The organism is Paraflavitalea sp. (assembly GCF_059502485.1).
In genome coordinates this window covers 559,749-585,046 of the sequence record NZ_JCACET010000011.1, presented here as the reverse complement: position 1 = coordinate 585,046, position 25,298 = coordinate 559,749, and the positions used below count along the sequence as shown (strand labels likewise).

Below are 25,298 nucleotides of genomic sequence, written 5' to 3'. Positions count from 1 at the left end.
CCTGCGTTTCTATTTGCGTTGAAACTCCGGTGAACCAATAATGATGCCCACTACCTGCGACAACATGGTGTTGTTGCCTTTGGCAGATGGCATGGCTGCATAACTGTTCTTATTCGGGTTCTTAGGAATCTTGTTGGGATTGGGATTCTTCTTGCCGCCTCTTTTCTTTTTAGGCATTAATCCCGATGCTTCATCCATGACATCCGATTCATCATTGCTTTGCATGGTTTCATTGTTCTGCATCATGGTGGCCTGTTGCGAAGTAGCCGTCTTGCCGGCAGCTTCATCTACCTTCTTGCCCAGCTCAGGATCATTGAGCAGGGGAGTAAGTCGCTTGATAGAAGCTTCAAGGTCGCGCTCAGGCATGATCATCTTGCCATACGTTTCCAGGGCTGCTTCAGCGCTTTCGGGCTCATGGTGATCGTTCAGCGCGTATAGATCAACCGTGACGCCGGGTATGCGGTTGGAGGCCAGTGCCAGGCCAAAGTTCATCCGGTTCAGCAAAGAGCCGGTGTTAATCCAGTACTTGCCATTATCCGGAAAACCGGTAGGCGCCTGGTAGTAATACATACGCTGACCCATTTTATTGATCCAGGTATACAGTTGGTAAGGTTGTGTGATCGTAGCGTTGAGGTTGCGCACAGAACTAATAGCCAGCTCGAAAGGTGATTTGGTCTTTTCGCGCAGCGCTTCCTTGCTCCAGAACTCAGGAGCAGATACCATCGTGATCAGCACTTCACGGATGTTGCCATTCTTAGTCTGGAATGTTTTAGCCATTTTATCGATCAGGGTTGGCGGCGGATTGTCATTGACAAAACGCACAGCCAGTTTGCGGGAAATAAACTTCGCCGTAGAAGGATGTTTCGCCAGCATGTGCAACAGCTCTACACCTTCTTCATAGCCACCACCTGCGCTGAATTGTTTGCCCAGTACAATTTTTGCACCTCTGTCGTGGCGGTTGGCGGCAAACAGGAAATCCCCTTCGCGTACATTGCCTTGCTTCTTGAACCTTTCTTCTCCCATTCTTTCGAATTGATTCCTGGCAGCGGCGCCATAATCTTTCATGGGGTATACGGTCCAGCCGGTCAGCACCTTGGCGGCCTGCGTTACATCCTGTTGTGTATAACCACCATCCACACCCAGCGTATGCAATTCCATTACTTCGCGGGCATAGTTCTCATTCAGTCCGCGTGTCTTTTTAAGTTGCTGTGCTCTTTTCACCAGTTTGGAATAACCAGTAGAAGTGTCGGCTTCCATGATGGCAGCTTTCTCTCCCAGTTGCTTTCTCATCTTGTCAATGCGTTGCCCCATCTCCATGTCATCTCCCATACTGGTGAAGTTGTCCAGGTAATACAACATAGCGGGCGACTTGGCCGTAGCTTCGAGTATGTTTTCAAAATCACCCAATACATTAGGGCGTATCACGTCCCGCTCGTAAGCAGGAATAAACTGAGCACAATCATTCTTGGTAAGGGAAACGTTGAAGTGATTAAACCAGAAATCGGTTAATACTTCCTGTAACTGGTTTTCACTATAAGTAGCCCTTAATATCTTTTGATTGAACAGTTGACGGTACAGCTCTTGCAGTGGCTTCATGCCTTTGTCGGTCATGTAGCGTTGCAGTTGATCGCGGTATTCTTTGCGGTCGCCTTTGTTTACGGAGTCTTTATCGATATAGCCATCTTTGATGGCCTGGCGCAGCAGAAATGCTGGTTTAGGATACATATCTACCACATCATCATTGCTCAGGTTGAGGGCATCATATCCACTGAGCAATTGAGCGAGTGTATCATTGGGCAGGCTGGCCTCCAGTTGTTGCTGAAACCATTTCTCCAGTCCCATCTTTACCACAGCATCCACATCACCGGGACGGGCGCCGAAAGTAAATCTGTTGAGCAGGTGGGCTGCTGCCTGTCTTTCGGTAAGCTTAGCCTTTTTATACGGAAAACTGATATGGGCAGACGGATTATCAAACGGGCGCAGGAAAAAGGAGCACAGCAGTACGCCGGCTACCAATGCCGCAAAACTGGTGTAGAAGATCCTGATGAAATTTTTCATATTAAGATTTATTGCAGGATTATCAGAATATGCCAGCTGCTTCAGGGTGTGATACTTAAACTACCGACAAAAAAGCTGCCACAAATCAGTGACTTCCATTTCTGTGCACACAGAAGCAAGCGAGCTTACCCTGAGACTGCCACTTTCCCCGGAAGTTTAACGGAGTGTTAAATAAATTATTGAGCCACAGGGCCTCTGCGGGTATGTGCGGGTAGGGGAAGAGAAAGGTTGTTTTTCAGTTGGGTTTCCTGCAATTATCAATCAGTATACGGGTCCATGAGGCCATTGGGCGTGTAGTCTTTTTTATTACTGAGCTGGCCTTTGTTGATGTGGGCGGCAATTTCGTTGGAATAAATATACTTTCCATTATCGAGGCGCAGGCTGTAGCGCATCTTAACTGGCATTTTTCCGGCAAAGCGCGGAATGGCGCATTGCCAGTATTCCTGTTGTTTTAGGTAAACAGCATGGTAACTATTCCCACACCAGCTGCCTGGCAAGTACTCGATGGGTTGCCATTTGCCTTTTACAAAAACCTCAATCACTGCAGAAAGCCTGCTGTCGGAGGCGGTTAGTTTAACAATACTATCACTTCTATTGGCAATGTACAGGCGATAGCCTTTGTACTTTTTGCCAATTGCCACTTCTTCTGTGGTATCGATCTGGAGAAAGAACCCGTTGCTTGATAGGCCGGATTCGCCGGTTATTTTCCGGGCGCGGTTGTCTGATCCTCCGAAACCACCAGGCGCCTCTTTATCTTCAATACTTGAACTTACATATACCTGTCCGCGGAGCATGTAATCGATATTCAGTTCCTGCAACGACTGACCGGAAGCTGCGAAGCAAAGGGATAACAGTAAAATGGAACAGCTGATCCTGAACATACTTTATCATTTTATTGTTGACAAACTACTTTCTCTTTTACTGATGCAGGGATGGCCCGGATTGCATAAAGTAAAGGGCATAAAGTCATGGTTTTACGGTATCTTTATGGATGCCAACTCATTGTTTTGTGACTTGGGTCAGGATAAGGCGATGGGTTTAGTAATGGGTTAATTATCAAAGAATAGTGCATGCTGATTGATACTTATAACAGGGTTCATGATTACCTGCGGATCTCACTGACCGACAGCTGCAACCTGCGCTGTTTCTACTGCATGCCCGATGAAAAAATAGCCTGTCTTCCCAATAAGCACCTTATGCAGCCGGATGAGATCGATCACATTGCCGGTCTTTTCGTAAAGCTGGGTGTCAAGAAGATCAGGTTAACGGGCGGAGAACCGTTGGTGCGCAAAGGGGCGGATGATATTATCAGGCGGTTGGGCCGTTATCCGGTAGAACTCACCATGACCACCAATGGGGTGCGGTTGCATGAGTTTGCCGATGAGCTGCAACAGGCCGGAATGCGCTCCATCAACATCAGCCTCGACACGTTGCAGGAAGAGAAGTTCCTGTTCCTTACCAAAAGAGATAACTTTCAACAAGTATACAAGAACATTCACCTCATGGCGCAGCTGGGTATGCGGGTAAAAGTGAATGTGGTAGCTATGAAGGGCGTGAATGATGACGAGATACCCCAATTCATTGCGCTGACGAAAGAACTTCCCTTACATATCCGCTTTATCGAGTTCATGCCTTTTACCGGCAATCACTGGGACCATGAAAAGGTGATCGGTCTGCAGGAGATTTTGGATATTGTAGCACGCGATTATACATTTGAGCCCATTCGTCATAAGAAACATGATACGGCCAAGAATTTCCAGATTACCGGTCATGCCGGTACCTTTGCCGTGATCAGTACCATGACAAAACCGTTCTGTGGCGATTGCAACCGCATGCGGCTAACAGCTGATGGCAAAATGAAGAACTGTCTGTTCTCCAAAACAGAAACAGACCTGTTGGGCGCTTTGCGCAGGGGCGAAGACCTGGAGCCATTGATCAGGGAGTGTATCCTGGCAAAAGCAGCGGAGCGTGGCGGACAGTTTGTAAATGATTATGCGCACACGGATCCCGATTCGATCCAGAACAGAACGATGATCGCTATCGGTGGTTAATCGGTTCATAAATACAATACCAACCTTTACCTATACAGATACATGAAACCAACCATTACGATTGAATACTGCCCCAAATGTGGCTGGATGTTAAGGGCCGCTTACATGGCCCAGGAGCTACTGACCACCTTCAGTGAGGAGCTTAAGAGCGTAACGCTGCTGCCTTCTGAAACAGGTGGCCGATACACGATCTACATCAACGATGAGATCGTGTTTGACCGCAAAGAGTCTGGTCACTTCCCCGAAATAAAAGAATTGAAACAACTGGTGCGCGATGTAGTAAATCCCGCCAAAAGTCTTGGACATTCCGATAAGAAATAATGAGCAATAAGAAAGAAAATCCAACCATGCTATCCGTCGAGCAGGCGAAAGTATTGATATCAGCCAACACTACTTTAGGACTGCCCATAACGATCCCCATTGAACACGCATTGGGAAAGGTACTGGCTGCCAGTATCTATTCTTCCATTTCCATTCCTGCTTTTGAGCAAAGCGCCATGGATGGTTATGCATTGCAGTTCGACACCTGGAAACAGCAACCCCTGCAGATTGCCGGAGAAATGGCTGCCGGTGCTACAACGCCGCTGACCATTGTTGCCGGACAGGCTGCCCGCATTTTTACCGGAGCGCCATTGCCTGCCGGGGCCGATACAGTGGTAATGCAGGAAAAAGTACGTGTCAATGGCAGTGAGCTGATCATCGATGATACTGAATTGCAACCAGGCTCCAATGTCAGGGGCATCGGTGCTGAAATAAGGACTGGTGAACTGGCGCTGCCCAATGGTGCGCTGTTAACGCCTGCTGCGATAGGTTTCCTGGCAGGCATGGGCATGCATGAAGTAGCTGTGTACCCTTCACCATCTATCACCATTATCGTTACAGGCGATGAATTGCAAAAGCCCGGTGCTCCACTGCAATATGGGCAGGTATATGAGTCCAACTCTTTTACCTTGCGCACAGCCCTGCAACAAATGCAGGTAGGTCCTGTTACGGTGATGACAGCAGAAGATGACTTCGATATACTGTTGCAAACAGTTGCAGATGCTTTATCTGCTTCAGACATGGTATTGATCACCGGTGGCGTGAGTGTGGGCAATTATGACTATGTAGCTCAGGCATTGGAAACCTGCGGCGTAACGCGCATTTTTCATAAGCTGCGGCAGCGGCCCGGTAAGCCTTTATACTTTGGTAAAAGAGATGAGCAATTGATATTCGGCCTGCCCGGTAATCCTTCTTCTGTACTCACTTGTTTCTATGAATACGTTTATCCTTCTATACGCGAGCAGATGGGCTATCCGCAGCCTGCCCTGCCTGTGATGCAAATGCGCCTGCTCAATGATTTCCACCGGAAGCCGGGACTTACCCAATTCCTGAAAGGCTATTGGGATAAAGAAGGCGTGCGGGTGCTGCAGGCACAGGAGTCATTCCGCATGCATTCCTTTGCAGTGGGCAATTGTTTGATTGCTGTATCTGAAGAGTCGGGAGATATAGTGAAAGGGCAAATGGTAGAAGTACATTTATTACCCGTATAAGTATGGATGTAACGCAAATACTCTTCTTCTGTCTTTTATTGCTGGTAGCTTTTTTATATGCTTCAGTAGGTCATGGTGGCGCCAGTGGATACCTGGCATTGATGGCTTTGTTTGGTATGTCGGTGGCTGTAATGCGGCCTACTGCACTGGTGTTGAATCTTTTCGTGGCCGGAGCCTCCTTTGTACAGTATTACCGTGCACAGCACTTTAAAAAAGAGATCTGCTGGCCATTGGTGGTGGCGTCCATTCCTATGTCCTACGTAGGTGCTTTGATCACTATACAAACCGGGATCTATAAAAAGATACTGGGCATCATGCTGCTGCTATCGGTGCTCCGTTTCCTGCTACCGGAAAAGACTGGTGCAGGAAAAACACGTCCGGCCAACCAGATCGCTTTGTTCATTATCGGCGGCTCGATTGGCTTTGTATCCGGATTGATTGGTATTGGCGGTGGCGTTATTCTTTCTCCCATCTTGTTATTACTTCATTGGACCAATCAAAAACAAACAGCTGCCATCAGCGCCATTTTCATTTTCCTGAATTCGGTGGCAGGGCTGATCGGTCAATACCATGCAGGTACATTATCTTTTACGCCTGCCATGTATGCCTATATCGGAATAGCTTTTGCCGGTGGGTTGGCAGGGTCTTATCTCGGTGCTGCCAAACTAAAGCAAAGCGTGCTGAAGTATATCCTGGTAGCAGTATTGCTGGTAGCCATCTTTCATTTACTATTCAAAAGCTAAGTAACTTTGTTATTATGGCACTAACTATCCGGCTTTTTGGTCAGTTTGCAGAAATGGCGGGCAGTCAAACCCTGGAAGTAGATCAGGTGGCTGACACCGACGCCTTGCGGCGTAAGCTGGAGACAATGTTCCCGTCCCTGCAAAGTATTCCGTACCTGGTTGCGGTGGATAAAGATGTAGCCACTGGCAATACGGTATTGCAACCCTCTTCAGTGATTGCTCTATTGCCTCCTTATTCAGGAGGGTAACCGGTTATTTTTCAACTATGGAAAAGAAGATCAAGAACATATTTGTGCAAGGTGCCATTGCTCCGGCTTTTGTAGCGGAGAGCATACAGAAGCACAGCACCAAAACCGATATCGGTGCCCATAGCATTTTTATGGGGCAGGTACGCAGCGATAGGATAGATGGCAAGACGGTAACAGCGATCGAGTACACCACTTACGAAGAAATGGCGCTGGAAAAGATGCACATCATTCGTGAGGATATCTTTAGTAAATACTCCCTTACCTGCATGCACATTCACCACAGCCTCGGAGCCGTGAAAGCAGGCGATATATGTCTGTTCGTGTTCACTTCTTCCGGTCATCGTAAAGCAGCCATTGCCGCTTGCGAAGAAGTGGTGGAGCGAATCAAGAACGAACTACCCATCTGGGGCCGGGAAATATTCGATAACGAAACTCACCAGTGGAAGGAAAATAAATAAGCATGGTAAACATCACTCCCAAGGTCAGCAGCCTGCGTACAGCTATCGCCACAGCCCGCCTCACCGTGTCGAAGCCCGAAACCATTCAGGCTATCAAAGACAGGAAGGTGCCTAAGGGCGATGTGTTTGAGTTTGCTCGTGCAGCCGGTCTGCTGGCGGTGAAAAAGACCAGTGATGTAATCCCCGATTGCCATCCGCTGCCGGTAGAATACACGGCCATCACGTATGCAATAGAAGAGCTTACAGTTGTCATTTCAGTAGAGGTACACACTATCTATAAAACAGGCGTGGAAGTAGAAGCTATGCATGGCGCTGCCATTACAGCGTTGACCATGTATGATATGCTGAAACCAATCGATAAGGGAGTGGTGGTAAGTGAGATCGGCCTGCAGCAGAAGAAGGGGGGCAAATCTGATTTTAAGGATGCCGCCAAAGCTGCCTTGTTGCGTTGTGCGGTCATTGTTTGTTCCGATAGCGTGTCGGCAGGCAGCAAGCAGGATTCTGCCGGTAAAGCTATCAGTGAAAAGTTGCAGCAACATGGCCTGTCTACCGCTTTGTATGAAATCATTCCCGATGAGTTTGCTTTGATACAGGAGAAAGCCAGCCAGCTCAGCAATGAAAATTATCACCTCGTTTTATTCACCGGTGGCACCGGTCTCTCACCACGTGATGTAACGCCCGAAGCCATTACGCCACTGCTCGACAGAGCCGTCCCTGGCATTATGGAGGCTGCACGTAATTACGGGCAGGACCGTACACCTTATGCTATGTTGAGCAGGGGAGTAGCCGGCTTTATTGGCAATACACTGGTGATAACACTGCCAGGATCTACCCGCGGTGCATCTGAAACCATGGATGCGTTGTTTCCTTATATTCTACATGTATTCCGTGTGGCGGAAGGGATGCGGCATGATTAATTCATCCTCTCATAGCTGATGGGAGTTTACATTAATGCACAATATGATCGATGGCGTCTTTCAGGACCTTCCGGTTGAGGGCTGGATCGATGTCTTTCATAAAATAGTTCATCGAAACAAGGCCATGCACTACAGATACACAGGTGAGGTATTTGCACTGGAGCATATCGTCAGCCCGCTTGCCTTTCAATGGTAAGTTACTGATCTCATCTTTCACCATCCGGTTAAAGGTGATCACCTCGGGAAATGTTTGTTTCACATTATTGCAGCCGATGCCTACCGAATACATCAGTTGATAAAGCTCCTGTTCTTTGTTGGCGAATTCCCACAGCGTATTGAGGATGATTTCCAGTCTCTCCCGGGGAGAAGTGACTCCCTTGCTGTGCTTATTAACAAGGCTGATCAGTGTGCCATAGCCCTGGCGGCAAAGCTCGACCAGGATGGCTTCTTTATTCTCAAAATGTTCGTAGATGACCGGGACGGCATATTCGATACTTTCAGCGATCCTGCGCATGCTAAGCGCTGGACAACCTTCCAGTTTGATGATACACAAGGCTGCCTTGAGGATGTCTGTGTGAACTTTTACTTTGGAGCGCTCTTTTCTTTCTTTAATTCCCATAATGGCTGCAAACTGGTTCGTTGAAAGGGGTTACATATATCTAATTTACGAACGATTTCCAGAATTTCCAGTGTATTAAAAAGGCTTAATCTGTTTGAGGGAAGGCCACCACACCATATACACCTCGACAACTAAAAAAGGGATTACCCAGCATAGCCATTCGGCAGTAGTGCGCCGTTCCATCGTTGTATCTATAAATGGAAAAACATTCTTATAGCCGGCATATGAAAACAGTCGGATGAATACAAATGCCAGGGCGGCTGTATAGCTCCTGATCATAAATTGACGGTGTGCTTTAATATTTTTATGCTTTACAGCCCACCAGGCTGCTGCAGTGCAGGCAAACCATAATACAGACAAAATCCCCAGCGAAACCCTGCATGGCTTGCAATCATACATCAGGTTGAGGCGGAAGGCACATATCGCTGCCAGCAGGGAACCAATGATGAAAATTTTACCGGCAAGGCGGTGGTATTTCATATACCTGGTCCGGAATTTTGTCCAAAACTGTAGAGGCCCTAAAAGTAACGAAGCGCTGGCCCCTGCAATATGACCAATAAACCAGACCTTACTTTCTAAAAATCCCCGGCGGAAATTTTCGGGAATATAGCCATAGCCGTAATCAATAAACGTCATTACATAGAAGAAAAGAGAAAGGCCGATAAGGAGAGTCCAAAAAATAAACCATGAGATTTTGTTACCTGCAACTATTTTCATTTTGCATGAATTTAATGGAGCCTTTAAGTGTAAGCTTTGGTGAAAATGCCCGGAAATACTCTTTTCATGGTTTTAGTGGTAGCAGACTGATCTCTTATTGAATATAAGCTACTTTTGTGATGTAAGAACTATCAGGCATAAATTATTAAGTATTGATATGTTGGGTGTAGTATTATGTGGCGGACAAAGTTCCCGGATGGGCACCGACAAGGGGCTGATCAAGCTGGAGGCAAAAACCTGGGCACAAACAGCCCTGGATAAGCTGTTGGCTTTGCAGTTGCCAGTCGTACTTTCCGTCAATGCCCTGCAATACGAAACCTACCCGACTGTTTTTCCGATAGAGCAATTGGTAAAGGACAATGACGGGTTAGATATTCACGGCCCGCTGGCTGGCGTTTTAAGTGTACATGAACGCTACCCGCAAGAAGACCTGCTGGTATTGGCTTGTGATATGCCGTTGATAGAAAGCACTGTGCTGGAACAACTGATGACAGCCGGTAAGTCAGGAGATAAAGATGCTTACGTATTTACCAATCAGGGTGAGCCAGAGCCTTTATGCGCTATCTATACAGCCAGAGCATTGGCTGCTACTTTACAACGCTATCATAATAATGAGCTGACAAGACACAGCATGAAGTTCATGCTGGAACACCTGACTGTGCATTTCATTCCTCTACAACCCGACCAGCAGAAATACTTCCGCAACTTTAATGCGCATGCGGAGTTGAATGGGTTGTAATCACTGTTTTTCTCACAAACTCACTCTTCTCTGCCTCGCATAATGGGCAACAATAATTTGAAGGAAGAGACTGAAACGTTGTTCCTGCAGGAATGCCATTTGCCGGTTCACCAAAAGATTCATCGTACACAGTAAGGCAATGCTTACATTGGAATGCCTGGGTGATGCTTTCTCTCGGTAAGATTGCTTCTTTCTTCGGCACACTGGCCTTTTCCTGTGCCACGATGTTGTTGAGCTGCTGCCTGTAATAAAGAAGGATAGCCCGGCGCAACTGCTCCGTTAGTAGGAAACGCGGATTGCCACTGCTGAATACAAAGCCGGTACGCTCGTTGGGGTTGAAGTCCTGCGCACACAAGATGTCATATACAAAGAAGAACCCAATACCTCCAATGCTAAACAGTGGTCTGCGCCTTACCAGGATGCTGCTGAATACTTCGCTCTTACGCCTTGTTTTGATGCCAATGCAAATGCCGAACGTACGCGTGTCTTCATTATTCAGTCGTTGTAGTAGATAACGCTTCAGCTTCAATCCTTCCTGACAGTTATCTTCCACCTGGAAGTTGAGTTCGTTGGCGGCGTGGCGAACGTTCACCTGGTGACGGGCCAGCAGGTTGTTCCACAAATGGCGGTCTTTCTCCGTGATGTTTTTAATGATCAGTGATTTCCAGGGGGTGGAGCATATCTGTCCAATCTTTGTTTCCAGGCAAAGGCGACAAATGTCTTTTAGGAAAGATACATGGAACAGCTCATCACGTCGGTAAATGCCCAGCCAGTATTTATCATGATACCGGTTCAGGCCTTCATAGTAAGGTAGGTTGAAGGCGGGGAGCTTTGCCGGCGTTTCAGCGATCTTGGTGATGTAGCTTTCCTGTTTCACACGCTGGAACAGATCATCGCCATTGGCTTGCGCATTGTCATAGAATAGGTCGGCATGTTGAAAGATCAGCGTCTCGATATGTTTTGACATACGGGCCACATCATTGGTATACACCATCTCTTTCCACTCGTAAATAACGTTGGTGCGGGGAAAGCGGATAAACAGGTGCCAGAAGTGTGGACTCAGGGTAGATGCCACCCAGTTGATATTGCCGGTCAGCAATGGGGTAAAACTCTGGTTGCTGTCAGATATATTTATCTTCAGCCGGGGCTGGTAATCTATAAGGTCGAAAATATCTTTGTAGACACCCTCACTGAGCCAGGTTTGGTTGATGAACACTTCTTCGGCAGGGTACGAGCTGACAATATTCGGATAACGCTCTTCATCCATTTCATAATTTACATCGAGTTGCTGCAATTGCTCTTGTAATACCGGATAATCCTCATTCACCACATCGAACAACAACTGCTGACGCAGGCCAAACCGTACTTCCGTAATGCCAGCTTTGCCTGCTGCGATGAGTATATTCAGCAAATCACCGGGAGAGATGATCCCTCCCTTGAAGTTGATCTTGATGGTATACGTATACTTCATGATGCTGGTACTAATGTGCTTTCAATTTGTAATTGTTTCTCCAATAGGGCCTGTACCTCCGGCCTGCAACTGCCGCAGCCCAACCCGGCGCCGCTGGCCTGGCACAAAGCCTTCAGTTCCGTACAGCCTTCTTTGATCTTGTTCACGATATTGCCCTCTCCGATATTGCCGCAGCTACATACCAGTTTACCAATGACTGCTTCTGCCTTCTTGCCGGAGCGAAGCAGTTGCAGGCGCTTCTCGCTCAGCTCCATTTTGTTTTGGATCAGGTCGCGGAACTCCAGGAACTCCGATTTATCACCGATCAGGATAGCGCCTACCAGCCGGTCATTGTGGATGATACATTTTTTATAATACCGTTTTGCTTTGTCGATAAACACCACTTCTTCATAGGCTGGGTCTGCCGGGCATTCTGCCAATCCCAATGAGCAAAGGTCTGTACCATGCATCTTCAGAATATTCATGAGCAGCGAACCCTCATAATACTTTGAAATATCTCCACCAAGGTAGCGGGCCACGATCTCAGCCTGCTGCTCGGCGGCAGCAGTAATGCCATACAGGAAACCCTTGAATTCGGCAATCTCACCAATGGCAAAAATATTGGGATCATCGGTGCACAGGTATTCATCCACCACTACGCCGCGTTTACAATTCAGACCACTTGCTCGTGCCAATTCGATATTGGGTACGGTACCGATTGCCATTACGATGGCCTGGCAGTGGATGATCAGGCCGCTTTTCATGCGTATGCCTTCTATACGTTGTGTGCCCAGGAAGCGTTCGATCTCGTCGTTATAGTAAATATCGATGCCTTTATCGGTCAGCTCTTCGTGCAATAACTGACTACCCAGCGGGTCAAGCTGTCGGTCCATAAGGCGGGAGATACGTTGTATCACGGTCACCTCCACATTCACTTCGCGTAATGATGCGGCCAGTTCAATGCCCAGCAAACCGCCACCGACAATGACCACCTTCCCATTCTCCGGTTTTACATGTTGCTTGAAGTTGTCGGCATCTACCCGGCTGCGCATGGTGAAAATACCTTGCAATGAAGGTACATCGCGCAGCATAGCTGCCCGGCTGCCGGTAGCCATCAATAACAAGTCATATTGATGTGTTTGGCCCTTGCTATCAGTTACTGTTTTAGCAGTGCGGTCTATATGTTCCACGCTTACGCCACGGTGCAGGGCGATGTTAAAGTCATATTCTTCCTGGTCGGTCATCTTCACCAACTGGTTCCATTCCTGTGTGCCACTAATATAATCGGGCAGCATCACACGGTTATAAAAAGGGAAATTCTCCTTGCTGAATATTACGATCTCATCAGTAGTATTGAGCGCCCGGTAGCTCTTTACAAAACCACAGGCGCCTGCTCCTGCACCAATAACGATGATCTTTTGTTTGGGTTTCTGGTAACGGATAACCTGTACGGCGCTGAACTTGAAGTCGGGCTCCTTACTCCGTGGGTCTACCAGGTTATTGGTGAGGTTGTTGGCACGGTTTAGATCACTATTCAACACCTTGCCCCAGTGCATGGGCAGGAATACCACGCCAGGTTTAATATCGGTTGTGATCCGTGCCTTCACCCTTACTTCACCACGGCGGCTATTGATGACCACTATTTCATTATCGCGGATATTGCGATCAAGGGCATCATCTGGGTGTATTTCGAGGAATGATTCCGCAATATGTTGCTTCAGCTTATTGACCTTGCCCGTTTTGCTCATGGTATGCCACTGGTCGCGTATGCGACCGGTAGTGAGGATCAGCGGAAAATCCTCATCAGGCATTTCCGATTCATTGAGATCAGGAAGCGTATAGATGATCGCTTTGCGCGAGGGGGTATAAAACTGTTTGTCGGTAAACAGGCGTGGCGTGCCATAGCCATTGATAGCTGCGGTGTAAGGCCATTGCACACTGCGTTTAGCTTTCAGTATATCATAGTTAAGGTCGCTGATATCGATGCGGGTACCAGCTGTCAGAGCTGCATGCTCCTTGTAGATATCAGCAAAACTGTTGTAGTCAAAACCTTTGTAACCCATCTTCTGTGCAAAGCCGCAAATAATGCTGGCATCGGGTAGTGCTTCGCCGGGCGCATCCACTACTTTTTGCAGGTAGCTGATGCGTCGCTCGGAGTTGGTCATCGTCCCTTCCTTCTCTGTCCAGGCAGCAGCGGGCAACACCACATCGGCATATTGTAAGGTTTCCGGCCGGTTGCTGATATCCTGTACTACTACGAATTTTGCTTTCTTTAATCCTTCCTCTGCCAGCCGCACGTCGGGCAAGCTGATGAGCGGATTGGTGCATAAAATCCAGATAGCTTTGAGCCGTCCATCGTTAAGCGCCTCGAACATCTCTGTAGCAGTAAGCCCCGGCTTAGGCGCAATTTTACCACCGCCCCAAAACTGCTCTACTTCCTCGCGGTGAGCAGCATTCAATAGATCGCGGTGGGCTGGTAGCAAATTCGATAGCCCACCTACTTCACGTCCACCCATCGCATTGGGCTGACCAGTTAAAGAGAATGGTCCTGAGCCCGGTTTACCGATATGGCCGGTGATGAGGTTGAGGTTGATAAGGCTGAGGTTCTTATTCACGCCGATCACACTTTGGTTCAGCCCCATCGTCCACATGGTAATAAACCCTTTGGCTTTTCCAATATAGGAAGCAGCCTGACGGATGGCTGCTTCCTCTACACCGCAGACAATCGCTGCTTCCGCTACACTACGTTCAAATACGGTATTCCGGTATTTCTCAAAACCCTCTGTATGTTGACTGATAAAATCATGATCTACCCGGCCTTCTTCAATAAGGCAGCGGCCAATGGCATAATGCAACACTACATCGGTGCCGGGGTTAAGTTGCAGGTGCACATTGGCCAGCGCACAGGTTTGCGTTTTACGCGGATCACTTACAATGATCTTTAGGTTGGGATTGGCAGCCCTCGCAGCTTCCACGCGTCGCCATAAGATCGGGTGACACCAGGCGGGGTTAGCGCCAGCCACCAGGATACAGTCGGCCAGTTCTATGTCATCGTAACTGATAGGAACACTGTCTTCCCCGAGCGACATTTTATAACCCACCACGGCACTGCTCATGCACAGCCGTGAGTTGGTATCGATATTGTTACTGCCAATAAAACCTTTAATGAGCTTATTGATCACGTAATACTCTTCTGTAAGGCATTGACCGGAAGCATAGAATGCTACACTGTCAGGACCATACTTTTGGATGAGTGTCTTGAATACGGCAGCCGTTCTGTCCAGCGCCTCGTCCCAGGTCACACGTTGACGCGGCTGGTGACGGCTGTACCGCATTTCAGGATACAATAACCTGTCGCTGGTATCCATCACGGTATAATGCAGGTTCATGCCCTTGCTGCAAAGCATGCCTTTATTCACCGGGTGATCCGGATCGCCTTCTACCCGCAGGCTGCCATTCTTTTCCTTGTGTACAACGATGCCACAGCCTACGCCACAATAACAACAGGTTGTCTTATACGAATCACTCATAGAAAATATTGAAGTCTACTATTATTTCACTGGCTGCAGTGCTGGTGCTACTTCGGACTTGGATTCTGACTTACTGATTAACCTATACGCTAAGATGATCACGCCTACTACAAACACTCCTGTGCCCAGGTAAAAGAAAGCGTCGGCATAAGGCATGGATTTGAATAAGAACCCGATCAGCATGGCGCCCACATTACCGCCGGCACCCACAATGCCTGCTACGCTGCCTACAGCGTTCGGGTTGATGAAGGGTACAATACTATACGTAGCTCCATTAGCCATTTTAAGGCAAAGACCAAAGAAGAACAACAGGGCAATAGCGGCGCCCAGGCTGCCTGCTTTGGCAAACAGGATGATACCGATACCTTCCAGTAACAACAGGATGGTAAGCAGGTTTACCTTGCCATTGAAGCCAAAACGATTACCCACTTTATCGGAAACGATACCACCTACAGCGCGGGCAAATATGTTGAGCCATCCAAAGATGCTGGCCATCAAGCCGGCCATGATGATGCTGGCGCTGTATTCGTCATGGAAGTAAGAAGCGGCAAAATTGTCAACCGTGATCTCTACACCAAAACAGGCAGCATACGCAATGGTCAATATCCACGTACGGTAATCTTTTGCGGCCAGCAGGAAAGTGTTTTCTTTCTTGCCGTTGTTGCGTTCTATTTCCTCGAAGTTACCCTGCGGAGTGTCTTTGGTATACCGGAAATACAGGAAGGCCATTATCAGCAACAGGATACCTGGTACGATCATGGCCAGTCTCCAGCTGTCTTCCCTGCTTACCCAACCTAGTCCTACAAAGCCGGCAGCGATCAGCGGCATGATGATCTGTGTAGCGCCCCCACCGGTATTACCCCAGCCGCCTGCAACGGCGTTGGCAGTGCCCTTGATGTTGGGGGCAAACATGACGGAGGTATGAAACTGTGTCAATACAAAAGAAGCGCCGATCACGCCAATAGCGAGACGGAAGATAAGGAAGCTGGTATAGCTCTGGCTAAACCCGATGAGCATAACCGGAATGGCGCAAAGTATCAGCAATAAGGTATACGTTCTGCGCGGCCCCCAGGTGTCGCAAAGGCGACCCACAATGAGACGTGCAATGATGGTAGCTGATACAGAGGCAATGCCGATGTTTCCTTTTTGCGCTTTGGTCAAATGCAGTTGTTCACTCACCAGGGGCATAAGAGGAGCGATGCCAAACCAGGCGAAAAAGCAAAAGAAGAAAGTAAGCCAGGTGATGTGGAAGGTGCGCATCTGTACGCCCTTCAGCGAGAAGATATTTAGTTTATTGAGCGGCTGATTATTTATCGTAGACATAGCAGTGTTTTTTAGTCTGGTGAAGGTTGATGAGTTATTTCACGAGGAAGGTGGGTTTGATGTTGATGCTTAAGTAGGCCCAGTTGCTGTTGTTTTTCGCATTCGCCACATTCTTTACACTGGGAGCCGTAAGCGTGCCGGTACTGAAGAAGTGACTGTAGCCCGCTTCGAAGCCGATCACCGGCGTGAGCGCATAAGAAGCTACCACGTCTATTTCAGTGCCGAGGTGTTTGTCCAGTTCAGTTATATTATCAGCTGCCAGTACTTTCGAGGCGCTGTTGAATACGTGCCCGTCAGCAGTGAGCACCAGCTTTTGTGAGGCTTTGTACTTTGTTTTGATATAAGCATCATGCAAACCTTTATTGCCAAATCCACTGGCTACATAGAAATAGTCCATATACCCCCAGAACTTATGCGGTGTACCATACAAGGGGTCAAAAGCGCGATTGGTAGTGCCGGAGTTGCCGCCACTGGTATAGTCATAGCCCGCACCTGCACTGAACTTGTTGGATAGTGCATACAAACCCGTAACAGATAATAACTCACCCTGCAGCTTTTGTCCATTGGCGTTCTTGCCAAACTGGTAATAGGCCGAAGCAGTAAGGTTCAGCTTCTGAAAAGTGTTGGTGTAATACAGTCCGGTGGTAAAGCGGCTCCAGGTGCCGGTTTCAAACACCTTGGTTGAGTTCTCCATGCGGAATTTGGAAAACTGATCGGCGAAGAAGAGAAAAGAAGCGTTTCCACTACTTAACTTTTTGCCTGCATACAAGAATTGCATGCTCTTGTAATTAGTGCCACCATTGGTGTTGCCGGCATAGCCGGGCGCTGTACTGTTGTAAACAGTGCCGCTGGCATTTTCCTTGTTCTGGTTAAAAGCAACACCTACATGTAGCATCCATGGGCCGCTGTTAAACTTCAATAATGCCGCATCATGACGACGCGCTTGTTGCAGCCAGTCGAGATTGCCGAGTAATCGCACATCATCATATATCAATTCCTGGCGACCCAGCTTGAGGCTGAACGTATTCTTTTTGGAAGTACTGTCAGTAAGCATGATCTCTGCCCAGGCTTCATGCAGCATAAAGCCATTGTTGTCCTGGGTAGTGGTACGGTTGATGGTAGATGCATCCTGCCCCCATACGCGTACATCCTGTACGGTGAGGCCAAACTTCAACCGGTACGTTTCATAACCGGCAGATAAGCGGCTGCGCTGCGAAGTAAATAAAGCAGGCTTGGCTCCCGAGGGTAGGGGAGCGCCTTGTCCGTCCCGGAACTCGGTGCGGGTGCGCAGCTGGCCCGTCAATGAAAGCTGTGCTTCTGCCGTAGTGAACGTGGCACAACTTAAAAGAACAGGCAACCCTGTTTTACAATACCATTTTTTCATGTTACTTTGGGTTGGTTTTAAGGTGAAGAAATCCATTTTAAGATCACAGCCCGTGTGCGACGCCAATCCCCACGGGCTTATTTATTTATTACCTACTCCTATATATACCAGGCCGCCTTCCACTTTCACTGGATAAGTCTTCAACACATACTCATCGCCACTAAGGCATTCGCCGGAGCGCAATGAAAATGTTTTCTTGTGAAAGGGGCAGGCTACCTTAGGTTCATTTTCCTGTGAGCCGATCATGCCGCGGCTCAATGCCATTTGTTGGCGGTGTGGGCACTCGTTTTGCGTGGCATACCATTCATTGCGGCGGGTGAAGTGGAACAGGGCTATCTGCTCGTCCCTGTACTTTACACATACACCGCCATTCTCTGGTACATCTTCTACGCGGCAGGCGGGAAACCAGGTAAGTGTTTGTTCAAGCGTTAACATAGCTGATATAGTTTGGTCAATAAGTGTCTGTGTCCCGGTCCCGCTTGGTATAGCAGGACGGGACTTTGTTGGTAATGCAAACATTCGTTAGAGGAAAGAGAAAACAGGTTTTAGGTATTGGCTGTTAGCCTTTAGCTAATACCTAAAAGCTAACACCTTTTACTTCCATTCCGTAGCGCGCTTCTGACTTCTCATGGGTTCAAATTGTACAGTAGGATCTTTCTCTTCGGGTGCATTGACAAAGTGATTGAACCGTTTGCGCAGTTCCGGATTGTCTACTACTTCCTTCCATTCACATTTGTAATTGTCAACCAGTACCTGCATTTCTGCTTCCAGTTGTTCAGCAATGCCGAGGCTGTCATGCACCACTACATTCTTAAGGTAGTTAATGCCGCCTTCCATCTTGTTCAGCCAGGTGGCTGTTCTGCTAAGTGGATCGGCGGTCTTTATATAGAACATGAGAAAACGATCGATGTACCTGATACAGGTTTCACTGTCGAGGTCGGTAGCCAGCAGCAGCGCATGCTGGGGTTTCGAACCCCCGTTGCCGCATACGTAGAGATTCCAGCCCTTTTCAGTAGCAATGATGCCAAAGTCTTTCGACTGGGCTTCGGCACATTCGCGGATACAACCCGATACGGCCGATTTGAGTTTATGCGGTGCACGCAAGCCGCGATACCTTTCTTCGATGCGGATAGCGAAGCTCACACTATCGTGCAACCCAAAGCGGCACCAGGTACTGCCCACACAACTTTTTACAGTACGAAGGGCCTTGCCATAAGCATGGCCGCTTTCAAAGCCCGCAGCAATGAGTTCCTCCCAGATAGCAGGCAGGTCACTCACGTGCGCGCCAAAGAGATCGATGCGCTGACCGCCGGTGATCTTGGTGTAGAGATTGTATTTCTGTGCCACCTGTCCAATTACAATGAGTTTCTCAGGGGTGATCTCTCCACCTGGTATGCGAGGCACTACAGAATAAGTGCCGCCCTTTTGAATATTGGCGAGGAAGCGGTCGTTGGAGTCTTGTGCAGTAGCATTGCCTTTTTGGAGGATCATCTCATTCCATAAGCTGGCAATGATGGAGGCAATAGCCGGCTTACATATTTCACAGCCGTCACCATTGCCCAGCTTATCCAATGCCGCATCATAACTTTTCAGGTCGTGTATTTTTACCAGGTCAAACAATTCCTGGCGACTGTATTGAAAGTGCTCGCACAATACGTTACGTACATATTTGCCCTGCGCTTTTAAGGTATGCGTCACCAGGTCTTTCACCATGGGCACACAGCCACCGCAGCCCGTGCCAGCCTTCGTGCATTTCTTTATGGCATCTACTGTTTCACATCCCTGCTCACTCACCGCATCGCAGATCATCTTCTTGGAAATGCTTTCGCAGCTACAGATCAGTGCTTCATCGGGCAGACTGGTTACGCCTGCGCCGGCGTCACCGCCGCCGCCACGTTCGCCAAGGATAATATCTTCCGGGCTGGGAGGGAGGATGACTTTGTTCTTGCAGGTTTGCAATAACATATTGTACTGTTCTGCATCGCCTACCAATATGCCACCCAGCAGTTGCTTGCCGTCGTTGCTGATGTTGATGCGCTTGTAGACACCCTTTAGTGTGTCTTCCCACACAATGCTGCGACCATCTTTAGCACTTACAAAAGGTTCGCCAAAGCTGGCCACATCCACGCCGATCAGTTTGAGCTTGGTGCTCATATCATAACCGGTAAAAGATTTTACGCCGCCGGTAAGATTGGTAGCTACCACGTCGGCCATCTCGTAGCCTGGCGCCACGAGTCCGTAGATCATGCCCTTGTGTAAGGCACATTCGCCAATAGCGAAAATATAGGGATCGTTGGTTTGTAAATGATCATTCACCACAATGCCGCCGCGGTGACCGGTTTCCAGGCCGCAGAGTTTGGCCACCTCATCACGGGGCTTAATACCCGCAGAGATCACCAGCATGTCTACGTCGATGGTGCTGTCGTCGGCAAACTGCATACCTGTGATGCTGTCGTCGCCCAGGATGGCGGTGGTGTTGGTGTTGGTGCGAATGTGAAGACCCAATGCTTCCAGCTTTGTGCGGAGTGTGTGAGAGCCGGCTTCATCGATTTGTCGGGGCATCAGTCGTGGGGCAAACTCAATGACCTGCGTGTCGGTAATGCCGAGGTCGAGCATGGCTTTGGCAGCTTCTAACCCCAGCAGTCCGCCTCCGATCACAGCGCCTTTGGTAGCATGCCGTGCATAGGAGGTCATCATCTCCAGGTCTTCGATAGTGCGGTAAATAAATACGCCTTGTTTTTCAACGCCGGGAATAGGCGGCACAAAGGCGGAGGAGCCGGTAGCCATGATCAGGTAATCATAGCTTTCGGTGATGCCGCTAAAGGAGTGCACCGTTTTGTGGGCCCTGTCAATACTTTGCACCGGATCACCCAGATGTAAGCGGATTCCTTTTTCGGCATACCACGCAGCAGGGGCGAGTGTCAGTTCGTCTGCTGTTTTGCCGGCAAAGTATTCGCTCAGGTGAACCCGGTCATACGCGGGCCGCATCTCCTCTCCAAATACGATCAGCTCAAGTGGCTGTTGATGTTGCTTGGACAACAGTTTTTCGCAAAACTTGTAGCCAACCATTCCATTCCCAATAATGACGATTTTCATGCAGTGCCTTGATTTTAAGTGTTAATGGCAACTGACAAGCAAACATTAAAAATAAATACATGTAATATGGTGGCATGTAATCGTCAGGATAAATTATGATTTATGTGACTTATGTCATAAATTTAGGAATAATTAAAGTAAGAAACAAAGAATAATTATTACCTGATTCATATAAATAAATAATCAATGTATGAATAACCCCCGATTATCGCTGGTAGGAGCAGGCCCCGGTGACCCGGAGCTGATCACCCTAAAGGCTATCAAAACACTACAGCAGGCCGATGTAATATTATATGATGCCCTCGCCAATGAGGAACTGCTGGCATATGCCCGGCCAGGGACTATCAAACAGTTTGTGGGTAAGCGCTATGGTTGCCATGTCCTGTCACAGCAGGAGATCAATCACCTTATTATAGATATGGCGATGGCTCATGGTCACGTAGTCCGATTGAAAGGTGGCGATCCCTTTGTGTTTGGTCGTGCCCAGGAAGAAATAGAAGCAGCGCATACAGCAGGCATACCTATACAGGTGGTACCCGGTATTTCCAGCGCAGTAGCGGTACCTGCCAGTCAAATGATACCCTTAACCTGCCGCGGTGTCAACGAAAGCTTTTGGGTAACCACGGGCACTACGCAATCCGGTGAAATATCTACCGATATTAAACTGGCAGCGCAATCCTCTGCCACAGTGATCATATTGATGGCTATGAGCAAGCTGGAGGCGATCATGGAAATCTTTGCCGGTTATGGCAAAAGAGATACCCCGGTTGCCATAATACAGGATGGTACGACCTGCCGGGAAAAGATGGTGATGGGGACTGTACGTGACATAGTATATAAATCTCAATATGAAGGATTGGGCAACCCTGCCATCATTATAGTTGGGGAGGTAGTGAAGCTTCATCCATCATTATCTCAAACAGTACAGGAGCGGATAAGAGCGCATAGTCTATAGGCTGGTTTTCTTTATATTAAAAATGTGAATATTTATTGTTTTCAGCATTAAAGGCGATTAATAAAGGGTGAAAACCAAAAACAGATGGTATTTTTGCGAGCATGAAGCCGGTTAAAACCAGTTGTGACCAACAGCATTGTTTTTTGTGTAAGCGTTGTTTAAAAGAATGGATACCTGCCATCGAGGCAAATAAGAAGAGCTATCAGTTCAAGAAGGGCGAATCGATCTTTCGCGAAGGCGAGCCTGTAACCGGTATTTATTTTCTGTACGACGGTAAGGCCAAAGTGCATAAGAAATGGGGCGAAGAGAAAGAGCTGAACGTACGTTTTGCCCGCAAAGGCGATATCATTGGCCACCGTGGACTGGGTAAGGACACCGTTTATCCGGTGTCGGCCACCGCACTCGAAACCTGCACTGTCTGCTTTATTGACCTCGCATTTTTCAAAACTACCCTCAGAGTAAATACCGACTTCACTTATGACCTGCTGATGTTTTATGCCGAGGAATTGCAGGAGTCGGAAAAGCGCATGCGCAACCTGGCGCACATGCCCGTAAAGGGACGCATTGCCTATGCACTGTTGATCCTGAAAGAGAAATTCGGTCTCACACCTGAAGGTTTTATCAATATCTCACTCACCCGGCAGGACCTTGCTTCGTACGCCGGTACCACCTACGAAACGGTGTTCCGCATCGTGAACGACCTCACCCAGGCCAATATTCTCACGGTAGATAACAAGGATATTACCATCATCAATGAAGAAGCCCTGTTGCATCTGACCCAGGAAAGGGAGTAACACCTTGACATAGGATGCTACCTGAATGGGCGTATAGTGGTAGTGGAGTGGGTGTGTACTTGCCTGAGTATGCTCTGCGACTCCTTTGGGAATGCTCTAAGACCCCTACTCATATAGAGCACCCCACACCCATTCGCCTACAACTCCGGTAGGAGTCGGGGCCTATTTTACAGCTATCTTTTTAAGCTCCCCGAGAATAGCTTCTCCCACGCCTTTGGCGCTTTGTGGATTTTGACCGGTGATGACCCGCTGGTCCACGGTGACATGTGGTTGCCATAACCCTGACTTTTCAAACTGGCCACCGCGCTCGATCAATTTGCTTTCCAGCATGAAGGGAACCACATTGTCCAGCTTCACAGCCCTTTCCTCTTCGTTGGTAAATGCGTTGATCTTTTTCCCGTCTACCAGATGCTTACCATTGCTGAGTTGTATGTTGACCAGTCCGGCCGGGCCATGACATACAGCAGCCACAATGCCACCTTGTTCATAGATCTTTGCTGCCAGGTTGGAGAGCAATGCATTGTCGGCAAAGTCCCACATGGCGCCGTGCCCACCAGCGTAGAAAATAGCTGCATAAGCTGTAGGATCGACGTCTGATGGTTTAAAGGAGTGATCGATCTTATCGTGGTAATATTTGTTCTCCCAGAATTTTTTGTTGGTAGCATCGCCCAGGTTAAAGCCATCAACCGGTGGCTTGTCTCCCTGGGGGCTCACGAAATCTATTTCGTAACCAGCTTCATGCAACACTTCCCACGGGTGGGCTACTTCACCGAGGTAATAACCAGTTGCTTCGCCTGTATTTCCTTTTTTGTCGTGGCTCGTAACCACGAATAATATCTTCTGTTTCATTTTGATGGATTGTTTGACAATACAAAGGTCGATCCGGCCGGCTTCCCGGCACAGGAGGCAGATCACTAATTTAGTGTGATGCAGATCACAGGAGGAGGTATGTAAAGCAGGTTATGTAGCCTGTGCAGAAGGCGTGTGGTCGTTCAGTTTGCCCATCATCCAGATGATCAGTCCACCGAGTAAGGACATCAGTGCAAACGACCAGCGCAGGTTAAGCGCTTCGGCAATAAACCCTACTGCCGGTGGCACAACGAGGAAGCCGAAGTAGCCCACCGTGGATACGGCTGCAATGGCTGGCCCGCCGCTCATGCCTTTTACTTTGCCCGCCATGCTAAAGGTCATCGGCACGATGCATGATACGCCAAATCCTACCAGCACGAAGCAAAACCAGCCAAACCAGGTGTAGGGAAACAGGGCCGCGAGCAGCAGGCCACTGAACATTAACACGCCACAACTCCTTAGTAGTGTTTTAACACCAAGCCTGTTGGCAAGCCGGTCGCCGGTAAAGCGCCCGAGCGTCATAGATGCCATGTAGATGGCATAACCGGCTGTAGCCATACCGGCAGCAGCGCCGGTTGCTTTGCGGAGATAGATAGCAGCCCAGTCGGTCATAGTGCCTTCGCAGGCCATAGAAGCAAAAGTGATCAATCCAAACTTCAGCATCGTCCTGTTGGGCAACACGAACGCGCCTTTGCGTTCATGCGGTGAGGGAAGCTGGTGTACACTGTCCTTGAAAAAATAACAGCAAAGGCTGGTGAGCGCAATGCTCACCGCCAGGAAATGCCACGAAGTGCCTATGTTGACAGATACCATGAAAGTGCCAAGGCTGCCTGCGGCAAAACCGGCAATGCTCCAGATACCATGCAGAGAAGCTATGATCGACCGGTTGTACATTGCTTGCACACCGATCGATTGGGCATTGGCTGAAATATTGAAAAGGTTACGCGATGATCCGAAAAAGAACAGCAGCACCACCAGTTGCCAGGTCTGCGTAATAAAGCCTACCAGGCACAACATGATATTATACAGCACGGCACCGGTCATCATGATATACCGGCTGCTGAAGCGGCGTAATAAAAAACCGGTGAGTGGGAGCGTGGCCATCAGGCCGGCTGGCATGGCAAACAGTACTGCTCCCAGCTCGGCTTCACTAAGGTGTAGTTTCTGTTGAATGGTAGGTATGCGGGATGCCCAGGTGGCAAAGCCAAAACCGGACACAAAAAAGAAAACAGCAATAGCGATACGGGCTTTTACAGGGGACACGCTTTCCGGACCATCAACCATAGTAGATCTTGCTTAAGAAGCCGCGAAGGTACTCATTCCTGCAGTCGTTTCCATGCCACCTCTGCAATAACAGCCACTCCGCCTTGTGTGGTTTGCGTTACCACATATTTAATCGTCTGTCCATTATACACATAAGAGCGTTTTTGCTGCGTACCCTCCCAGTTTGGAAAGCTGGCCCCTTCAATGATAAAAGTGATGGTTTTACCCACTTCATCAACAGTGTATTTGCCATAATGGGCGTTACTGCCCTGCACCAGGGCTGCATATTCTTCAGGAGTACACTTGTTTTTATCGCCCGATGCAACTTTGGGCCTTATAGCCTTTAAGATCTGTATAGCGTAATTGCCTTTTTCATCAAACACCAATAACCCTTTAGGGTTGTTGCCATAAGGATGCACCCGGCTTCCGTCAGGATAGATATTATCTACTGATAACAACGTCCAGGTGCCTGACAATGGTGGCAGGGTTACTGCACCTGACTGGGCGCTTTGTTGTGCATGTGCTATAGTTAAAGAGGTGATGATAAGGAACAAAAGGAATGTTTTCTTCAT

The 25,298-nt window shown here is 48.4% G+C and carries 23 protein-coding genes; 10 read left to right on the top strand and 13 right to left on the bottom strand.

The annotated features are described in order from the left end of the window. Positions 1–9: 9 nt before the first annotated feature. Both AC5JBY_RS30165 and AC5JBY_RS30160 read right to left on the bottom strand, forming a co-directional pair. Positions 10–2,058 carry a DUF1800 domain-containing protein gene (locus tag AC5JBY_RS30165; protein WP_495908419.1) on the bottom strand — a complete coding sequence of 683 codons (2,049 nt, stop codon included), beginning with the start codon at positions 2,056–2,058 and terminating at the stop codon, positions 10–12. A gap of 257 nt (positions 2,059–2,315) precedes the next feature. Beyond that, positions 2,316–2,939 carry a hypothetical protein gene (locus AC5JBY_RS30160; RefSeq protein WP_495908418.1) on the bottom strand — a complete coding sequence of 208 codons (624 nt, stop codon included), beginning with the start codon at positions 2,937–2,939 and terminating at the stop codon, positions 2,316–2,318. 189 nt (positions 2,940–3,128) lie between these two features. On the opposite strand from AC5JBY_RS30160, the gene moaA reads away from it, so the two are divergent. Genes moaA through moaCB form a run of 7 tightly spaced genes read left to right on the top strand, consistent with a single transcriptional unit; the run spans position 3,129 to position 8,007 of the window. Beyond that, positions 3,129–4,109: a GTP 3',8-cyclase MoaA gene (moaA, locus tag AC5JBY_RS30155; protein WP_495908417.1), complete on the top strand. Its 981-nt coding sequence runs from the start codon at positions 3,129–3,131 to the stop codon at positions 4,107–4,109. A gap of 42 nt (positions 4,110–4,151) precedes the next feature. Next, entirely contained in the window at positions 4,152–4,430 is a 279-nt protein-coding gene (locus AC5JBY_RS30150; RefSeq protein WP_495908416.1) for an Rdx family protein, read from the top strand. Further along, a complete protein-coding gene (locus AC5JBY_RS30145; RefSeq protein ID WP_495908415.1) occupies positions 4,430–5,641 on the top strand; it encodes a molybdopterin molybdotransferase MoeA in 1,212 nt (403 codons plus the stop codon). Before AC5JBY_RS30150 ends, AC5JBY_RS30145 begins: the two co-directional genes overlap by 1 nt. A gap of 2 nt (positions 5,642–5,643) precedes the next feature. Continuing rightward, positions 5,644–6,384, top strand: coding sequence for a sulfite exporter TauE/SafE family protein (locus tag AC5JBY_RS30140; RefSeq protein WP_495908414.1), 741 nt, complete (start codon positions 5,644–5,646; stop codon positions 6,382–6,384). A gap of 14 nt (positions 6,385–6,398) precedes the next feature. After that, positions 6,399–6,632, top strand: coding sequence for a MoaD/ThiS family protein (locus AC5JBY_RS30135; protein ID WP_495908413.1), 234 nt, complete (start codon positions 6,399–6,401; stop codon positions 6,630–6,632). Positions 6,633–6,649: 17 nt separating this feature from the next. Further along, complete coding sequence (locus AC5JBY_RS30130; RefSeq protein WP_495908412.1) at positions 6,650–7,090, top strand: molybdenum cofactor biosynthesis protein MoaE; 441 nt, start codon at positions 6,650–6,652, stop codon at positions 7,088–7,090. A 2-nt stretch (positions 7,091–7,092) separates the two neighbouring features. Continuing rightward, positions 7,093–8,007 (top strand): bifunctional molybdenum cofactor biosynthesis protein MoaC/MoaB, encoded by a 915-nt coding sequence (gene moaCB / locus AC5JBY_RS30125; RefSeq protein ID WP_495908411.1) that lies wholly within the window; start codon positions 7,093–7,095, stop codon positions 8,005–8,007. A gap of 31 nt (positions 8,008–8,038) precedes the next feature. Here the strand turns inward: moaCB and AC5JBY_RS30120 are convergent, their stop codons facing one another. Together AC5JBY_RS30120 and AC5JBY_RS30115 are read right to left on the bottom strand one after the other, a co-directional pair. Continuing rightward, a complete protein-coding gene (locus tag AC5JBY_RS30120; RefSeq protein ID WP_495908410.1) occupies positions 8,039–8,626 on the bottom strand; it encodes a TetR/AcrR family transcriptional regulator in 588 nt (195 codons plus the stop codon). Positions 8,627–8,701: 75 nt separating this feature from the next. Next, positions 8,702–9,343: a DUF2306 domain-containing protein gene (locus AC5JBY_RS30115; RefSeq protein ID WP_495908409.1), complete on the bottom strand. Its 642-nt coding sequence runs from the start codon at positions 9,341–9,343 to the stop codon at positions 8,702–8,704. Between the two features lie 157 nt (positions 9,344–9,500). Here AC5JBY_RS30115 and AC5JBY_RS30110 point away from each other — a divergent pair, with 157 nt between their 5' ends. Next, positions 9,501–10,082 carry a molybdenum cofactor guanylyltransferase gene (locus AC5JBY_RS30110; protein ID WP_495908408.1) on the top strand — a complete coding sequence of 194 codons (582 nt, stop codon included), beginning with the start codon at positions 9,501–9,503 and terminating at the stop codon, positions 10,080–10,082. Here the strand turns inward: AC5JBY_RS30110 and AC5JBY_RS30105 are convergent. The 6 genes from AC5JBY_RS30105 to nirB form a co-directional block, all read right to left on the bottom strand. Next, positions 10,051–11,553: a rubredoxin gene (locus tag AC5JBY_RS30105; RefSeq protein WP_495908407.1), complete on the bottom strand. Its 1,503-nt coding sequence runs from the start codon at positions 11,551–11,553 to the stop codon at positions 10,051–10,053. The genes AC5JBY_RS30110 and AC5JBY_RS30105 overlap by 32 nt on opposite strands. After that, a complete protein-coding gene (locus AC5JBY_RS30100) occupies positions 11,550–15,062 on the bottom strand; it encodes a molybdopterin-dependent oxidoreductase (protein WP_495908406.1) in 3,513 nt (1,170 codons plus the stop codon). Before AC5JBY_RS30100 ends, AC5JBY_RS30105 begins: the two co-directional genes overlap by 4 nt. Positions 15,063–15,083: 21 nt before the next feature. After that, entirely contained in the window at positions 15,084–16,385 is a 1,302-nt protein-coding gene (locus AC5JBY_RS30095) for a NarK family nitrate/nitrite MFS transporter (protein WP_495908405.1), read from the bottom strand. A gap of 34 nt (positions 16,386–16,419) precedes the next feature. Continuing rightward, entirely contained in the window at positions 16,420–17,769 is a 1,350-nt protein-coding gene (locus AC5JBY_RS30090) for an alginate export family protein (RefSeq protein ID WP_495908404.1), read from the bottom strand. Positions 17,770–17,850: 81 nt separating this feature from the next. Next, positions 17,851–18,204 (bottom strand): nitrite reductase small subunit NirD, encoded by a 354-nt coding sequence (gene nirD, locus AC5JBY_RS30085; RefSeq protein WP_495908403.1) that lies wholly within the window; start codon positions 18,202–18,204, stop codon positions 17,851–17,853. 159 nt (positions 18,205–18,363) lie between these two features. Then, positions 18,364–20,865 carry a nitrite reductase large subunit NirB gene (gene nirB / locus AC5JBY_RS30080; RefSeq protein ID WP_495908402.1) on the bottom strand — a complete coding sequence of 834 codons (2,502 nt, stop codon included), beginning with the start codon at positions 20,863–20,865 and terminating at the stop codon, positions 18,364–18,366. Positions 20,866–21,055: 190 nt separating this feature from the next. Here nirB and cobA point away from each other — a divergent pair, with 190 nt between their 5' ends. Both cobA and AC5JBY_RS30070 read left to right on the top strand, forming a co-directional pair. Continuing rightward, complete coding sequence (gene cobA, locus AC5JBY_RS30075; protein WP_495908401.1) at positions 21,056–21,820, top strand: uroporphyrinogen-III C-methyltransferase; 765 nt, start codon at positions 21,056–21,058, stop codon at positions 21,818–21,820. 143 nt (positions 21,821–21,963) lie between these two features. Beyond that, entirely contained in the window at positions 21,964–22,614 is a 651-nt protein-coding gene (locus AC5JBY_RS30070; RefSeq protein WP_495908400.1) for a Crp/Fnr family transcriptional regulator, read from the top strand. A gap of 162 nt (positions 22,615–22,776) precedes the next feature. Here AC5JBY_RS30070 and AC5JBY_RS30065 read toward each other — a convergent pair whose 3' ends face one another. From AC5JBY_RS30065 to AC5JBY_RS30055, 3 genes are all read right to left on the bottom strand, one after another. After that, positions 22,777–23,463 (bottom strand): type 1 glutamine amidotransferase domain-containing protein, encoded by a 687-nt coding sequence (locus tag AC5JBY_RS30065; protein WP_495908399.1) that lies wholly within the window; start codon positions 23,461–23,463, stop codon positions 22,777–22,779. 111 nt (positions 23,464–23,574) lie between these two features. Next, on the bottom strand, positions 23,575–24,747 hold the full coding sequence (locus AC5JBY_RS30060) for an MFS transporter (RefSeq protein WP_495908398.1): 1,173 nt from the start codon (positions 24,745–24,747) through the stop codon (positions 23,575–23,577). 32 nt (positions 24,748–24,779) lie between these two features. Beyond that, positions 24,780–25,298, bottom strand: a complete 519-nt coding sequence (locus tag AC5JBY_RS30055) for a lipocalin-like domain-containing protein (RefSeq protein WP_495908397.1) — start codon at positions 25,296–25,298, stop codon at positions 24,780–24,782.

Bases quoted from the DNA above. Each gene is read 5' to 3' on its own strand.
- nirD (WP_495908403.1), bottom strand. From the start codon at position 18,204: ATGTTAACGCTTGAACAAACACTTACCTGGTTTCCCGCCTGCCGCGTA.
- AC5JBY_RS30145 (WP_495908415.1), top strand. From the start codon at position 4,430: ATGAGCAATAAGAAAGAAAATCCAACCATGCTATCCGTCGAGCAGGCG.
- moaCB (WP_495908411.1), top strand. From the start codon at position 7,093: ATGGTAAACATCACTCCCAAGGTCAGCAGCCTGCGTACAGCTATCGCC.
- AC5JBY_RS30090 (WP_495908404.1), bottom strand. From the start codon at position 17,769: ATGAAAAAATGGTATTGTAAAACAGGGTTGCCTGTTCTTTTAAGTTGT.
- AC5JBY_RS30110 (WP_495908408.1), top strand. From the start codon at position 9,501: ATGTTGGGTGTAGTATTATGTGGCGGACAAAGTTCCCGGATGGGCACC.
- AC5JBY_RS30130 (WP_495908412.1), top strand. From the start codon at position 6,650: ATGGAAAAGAAGATCAAGAACATATTTGTGCAAGGTGCCATTGCTCCG.
- AC5JBY_RS30165 (WP_495908419.1), bottom strand. From the start codon at position 2,058: ATGAAAAATTTCATCAGGATCTTCTACACCAGTTTTGCGGCATTGGTA.
- AC5JBY_RS30150 (WP_495908416.1), top strand. From the start codon at position 4,152: ATGAAACCAACCATTACGATTGAATACTGCCCCAAATGTGGCTGGATG.
- AC5JBY_RS30055 (WP_495908397.1), bottom strand. From the start codon at position 25,298: ATGAAGAAAACATTCCTTTTGTTCCTTATCATCACCTCTTTAACTATA.
- AC5JBY_RS30135 (WP_495908413.1), top strand. From the start codon at position 6,399: ATGGCACTAACTATCCGGCTTTTTGGTCAGTTTGCAGAAATGGCGGGC.
- AC5JBY_RS30105 (WP_495908407.1), bottom strand. From the start codon at position 11,553: ATGAAGTATACGTATACCATCAAGATCAACTTCAAGGGAGGGATCATC.
- cobA (WP_495908401.1), top strand. From the start codon at position 21,056: ATGAATAACCCCCGATTATCGCTGGTAGGAGCAGGCCCCGGTGACCCG.
- nirB (WP_495908402.1), bottom strand. From the start codon at position 20,865: ATGAAAATCGTCATTATTGGGAATGGAATGGTTGGCTACAAGTTTTGC.
- AC5JBY_RS30095 (WP_495908405.1), bottom strand. From the start codon at position 16,385: ATGTCTACGATAAATAATCAGCCGCTCAATAAACTAAATATCTTCTCG.
- AC5JBY_RS30060 (WP_495908398.1), bottom strand. From the start codon at position 24,747: ATGGTTGATGGTCCGGAAAGCGTGTCCCCTGTAAAAGCCCGTATCGCT.
- AC5JBY_RS30065 (WP_495908399.1), bottom strand. From the start codon at position 23,463: ATGAAACAGAAGATATTATTCGTGGTTACGAGCCACGACAAAAAAGGA.
- AC5JBY_RS30115 (WP_495908409.1), bottom strand. From the start codon at position 9,343: ATGAAAATAGTTGCAGGTAACAAAATCTCATGGTTTATTTTTTGGACT.
- moaA (WP_495908417.1), top strand. From the start codon at position 3,129: ATGCTGATTGATACTTATAACAGGGTTCATGATTACCTGCGGATCTCA.
- AC5JBY_RS30140 (WP_495908414.1), top strand. From the start codon at position 5,644: ATGGATGTAACGCAAATACTCTTCTTCTGTCTTTTATTGCTGGTAGCT.
- AC5JBY_RS30160 (WP_495908418.1), bottom strand. From the start codon at position 2,939: ATGTTCAGGATCAGCTGTTCCATTTTACTGTTATCCCTTTGCTTCGCA.
- AC5JBY_RS30100 (WP_495908406.1), bottom strand. From the start codon at position 15,062: ATGAGTGATTCGTATAAGACAACCTGTTGTTATTGTGGCGTAGGCTGT.
- AC5JBY_RS30120 (WP_495908410.1), bottom strand. From the start codon at position 8,626: ATGGGAATTAAAGAAAGAAAAGAGCGCTCCAAAGTAAAAGTTCACACA.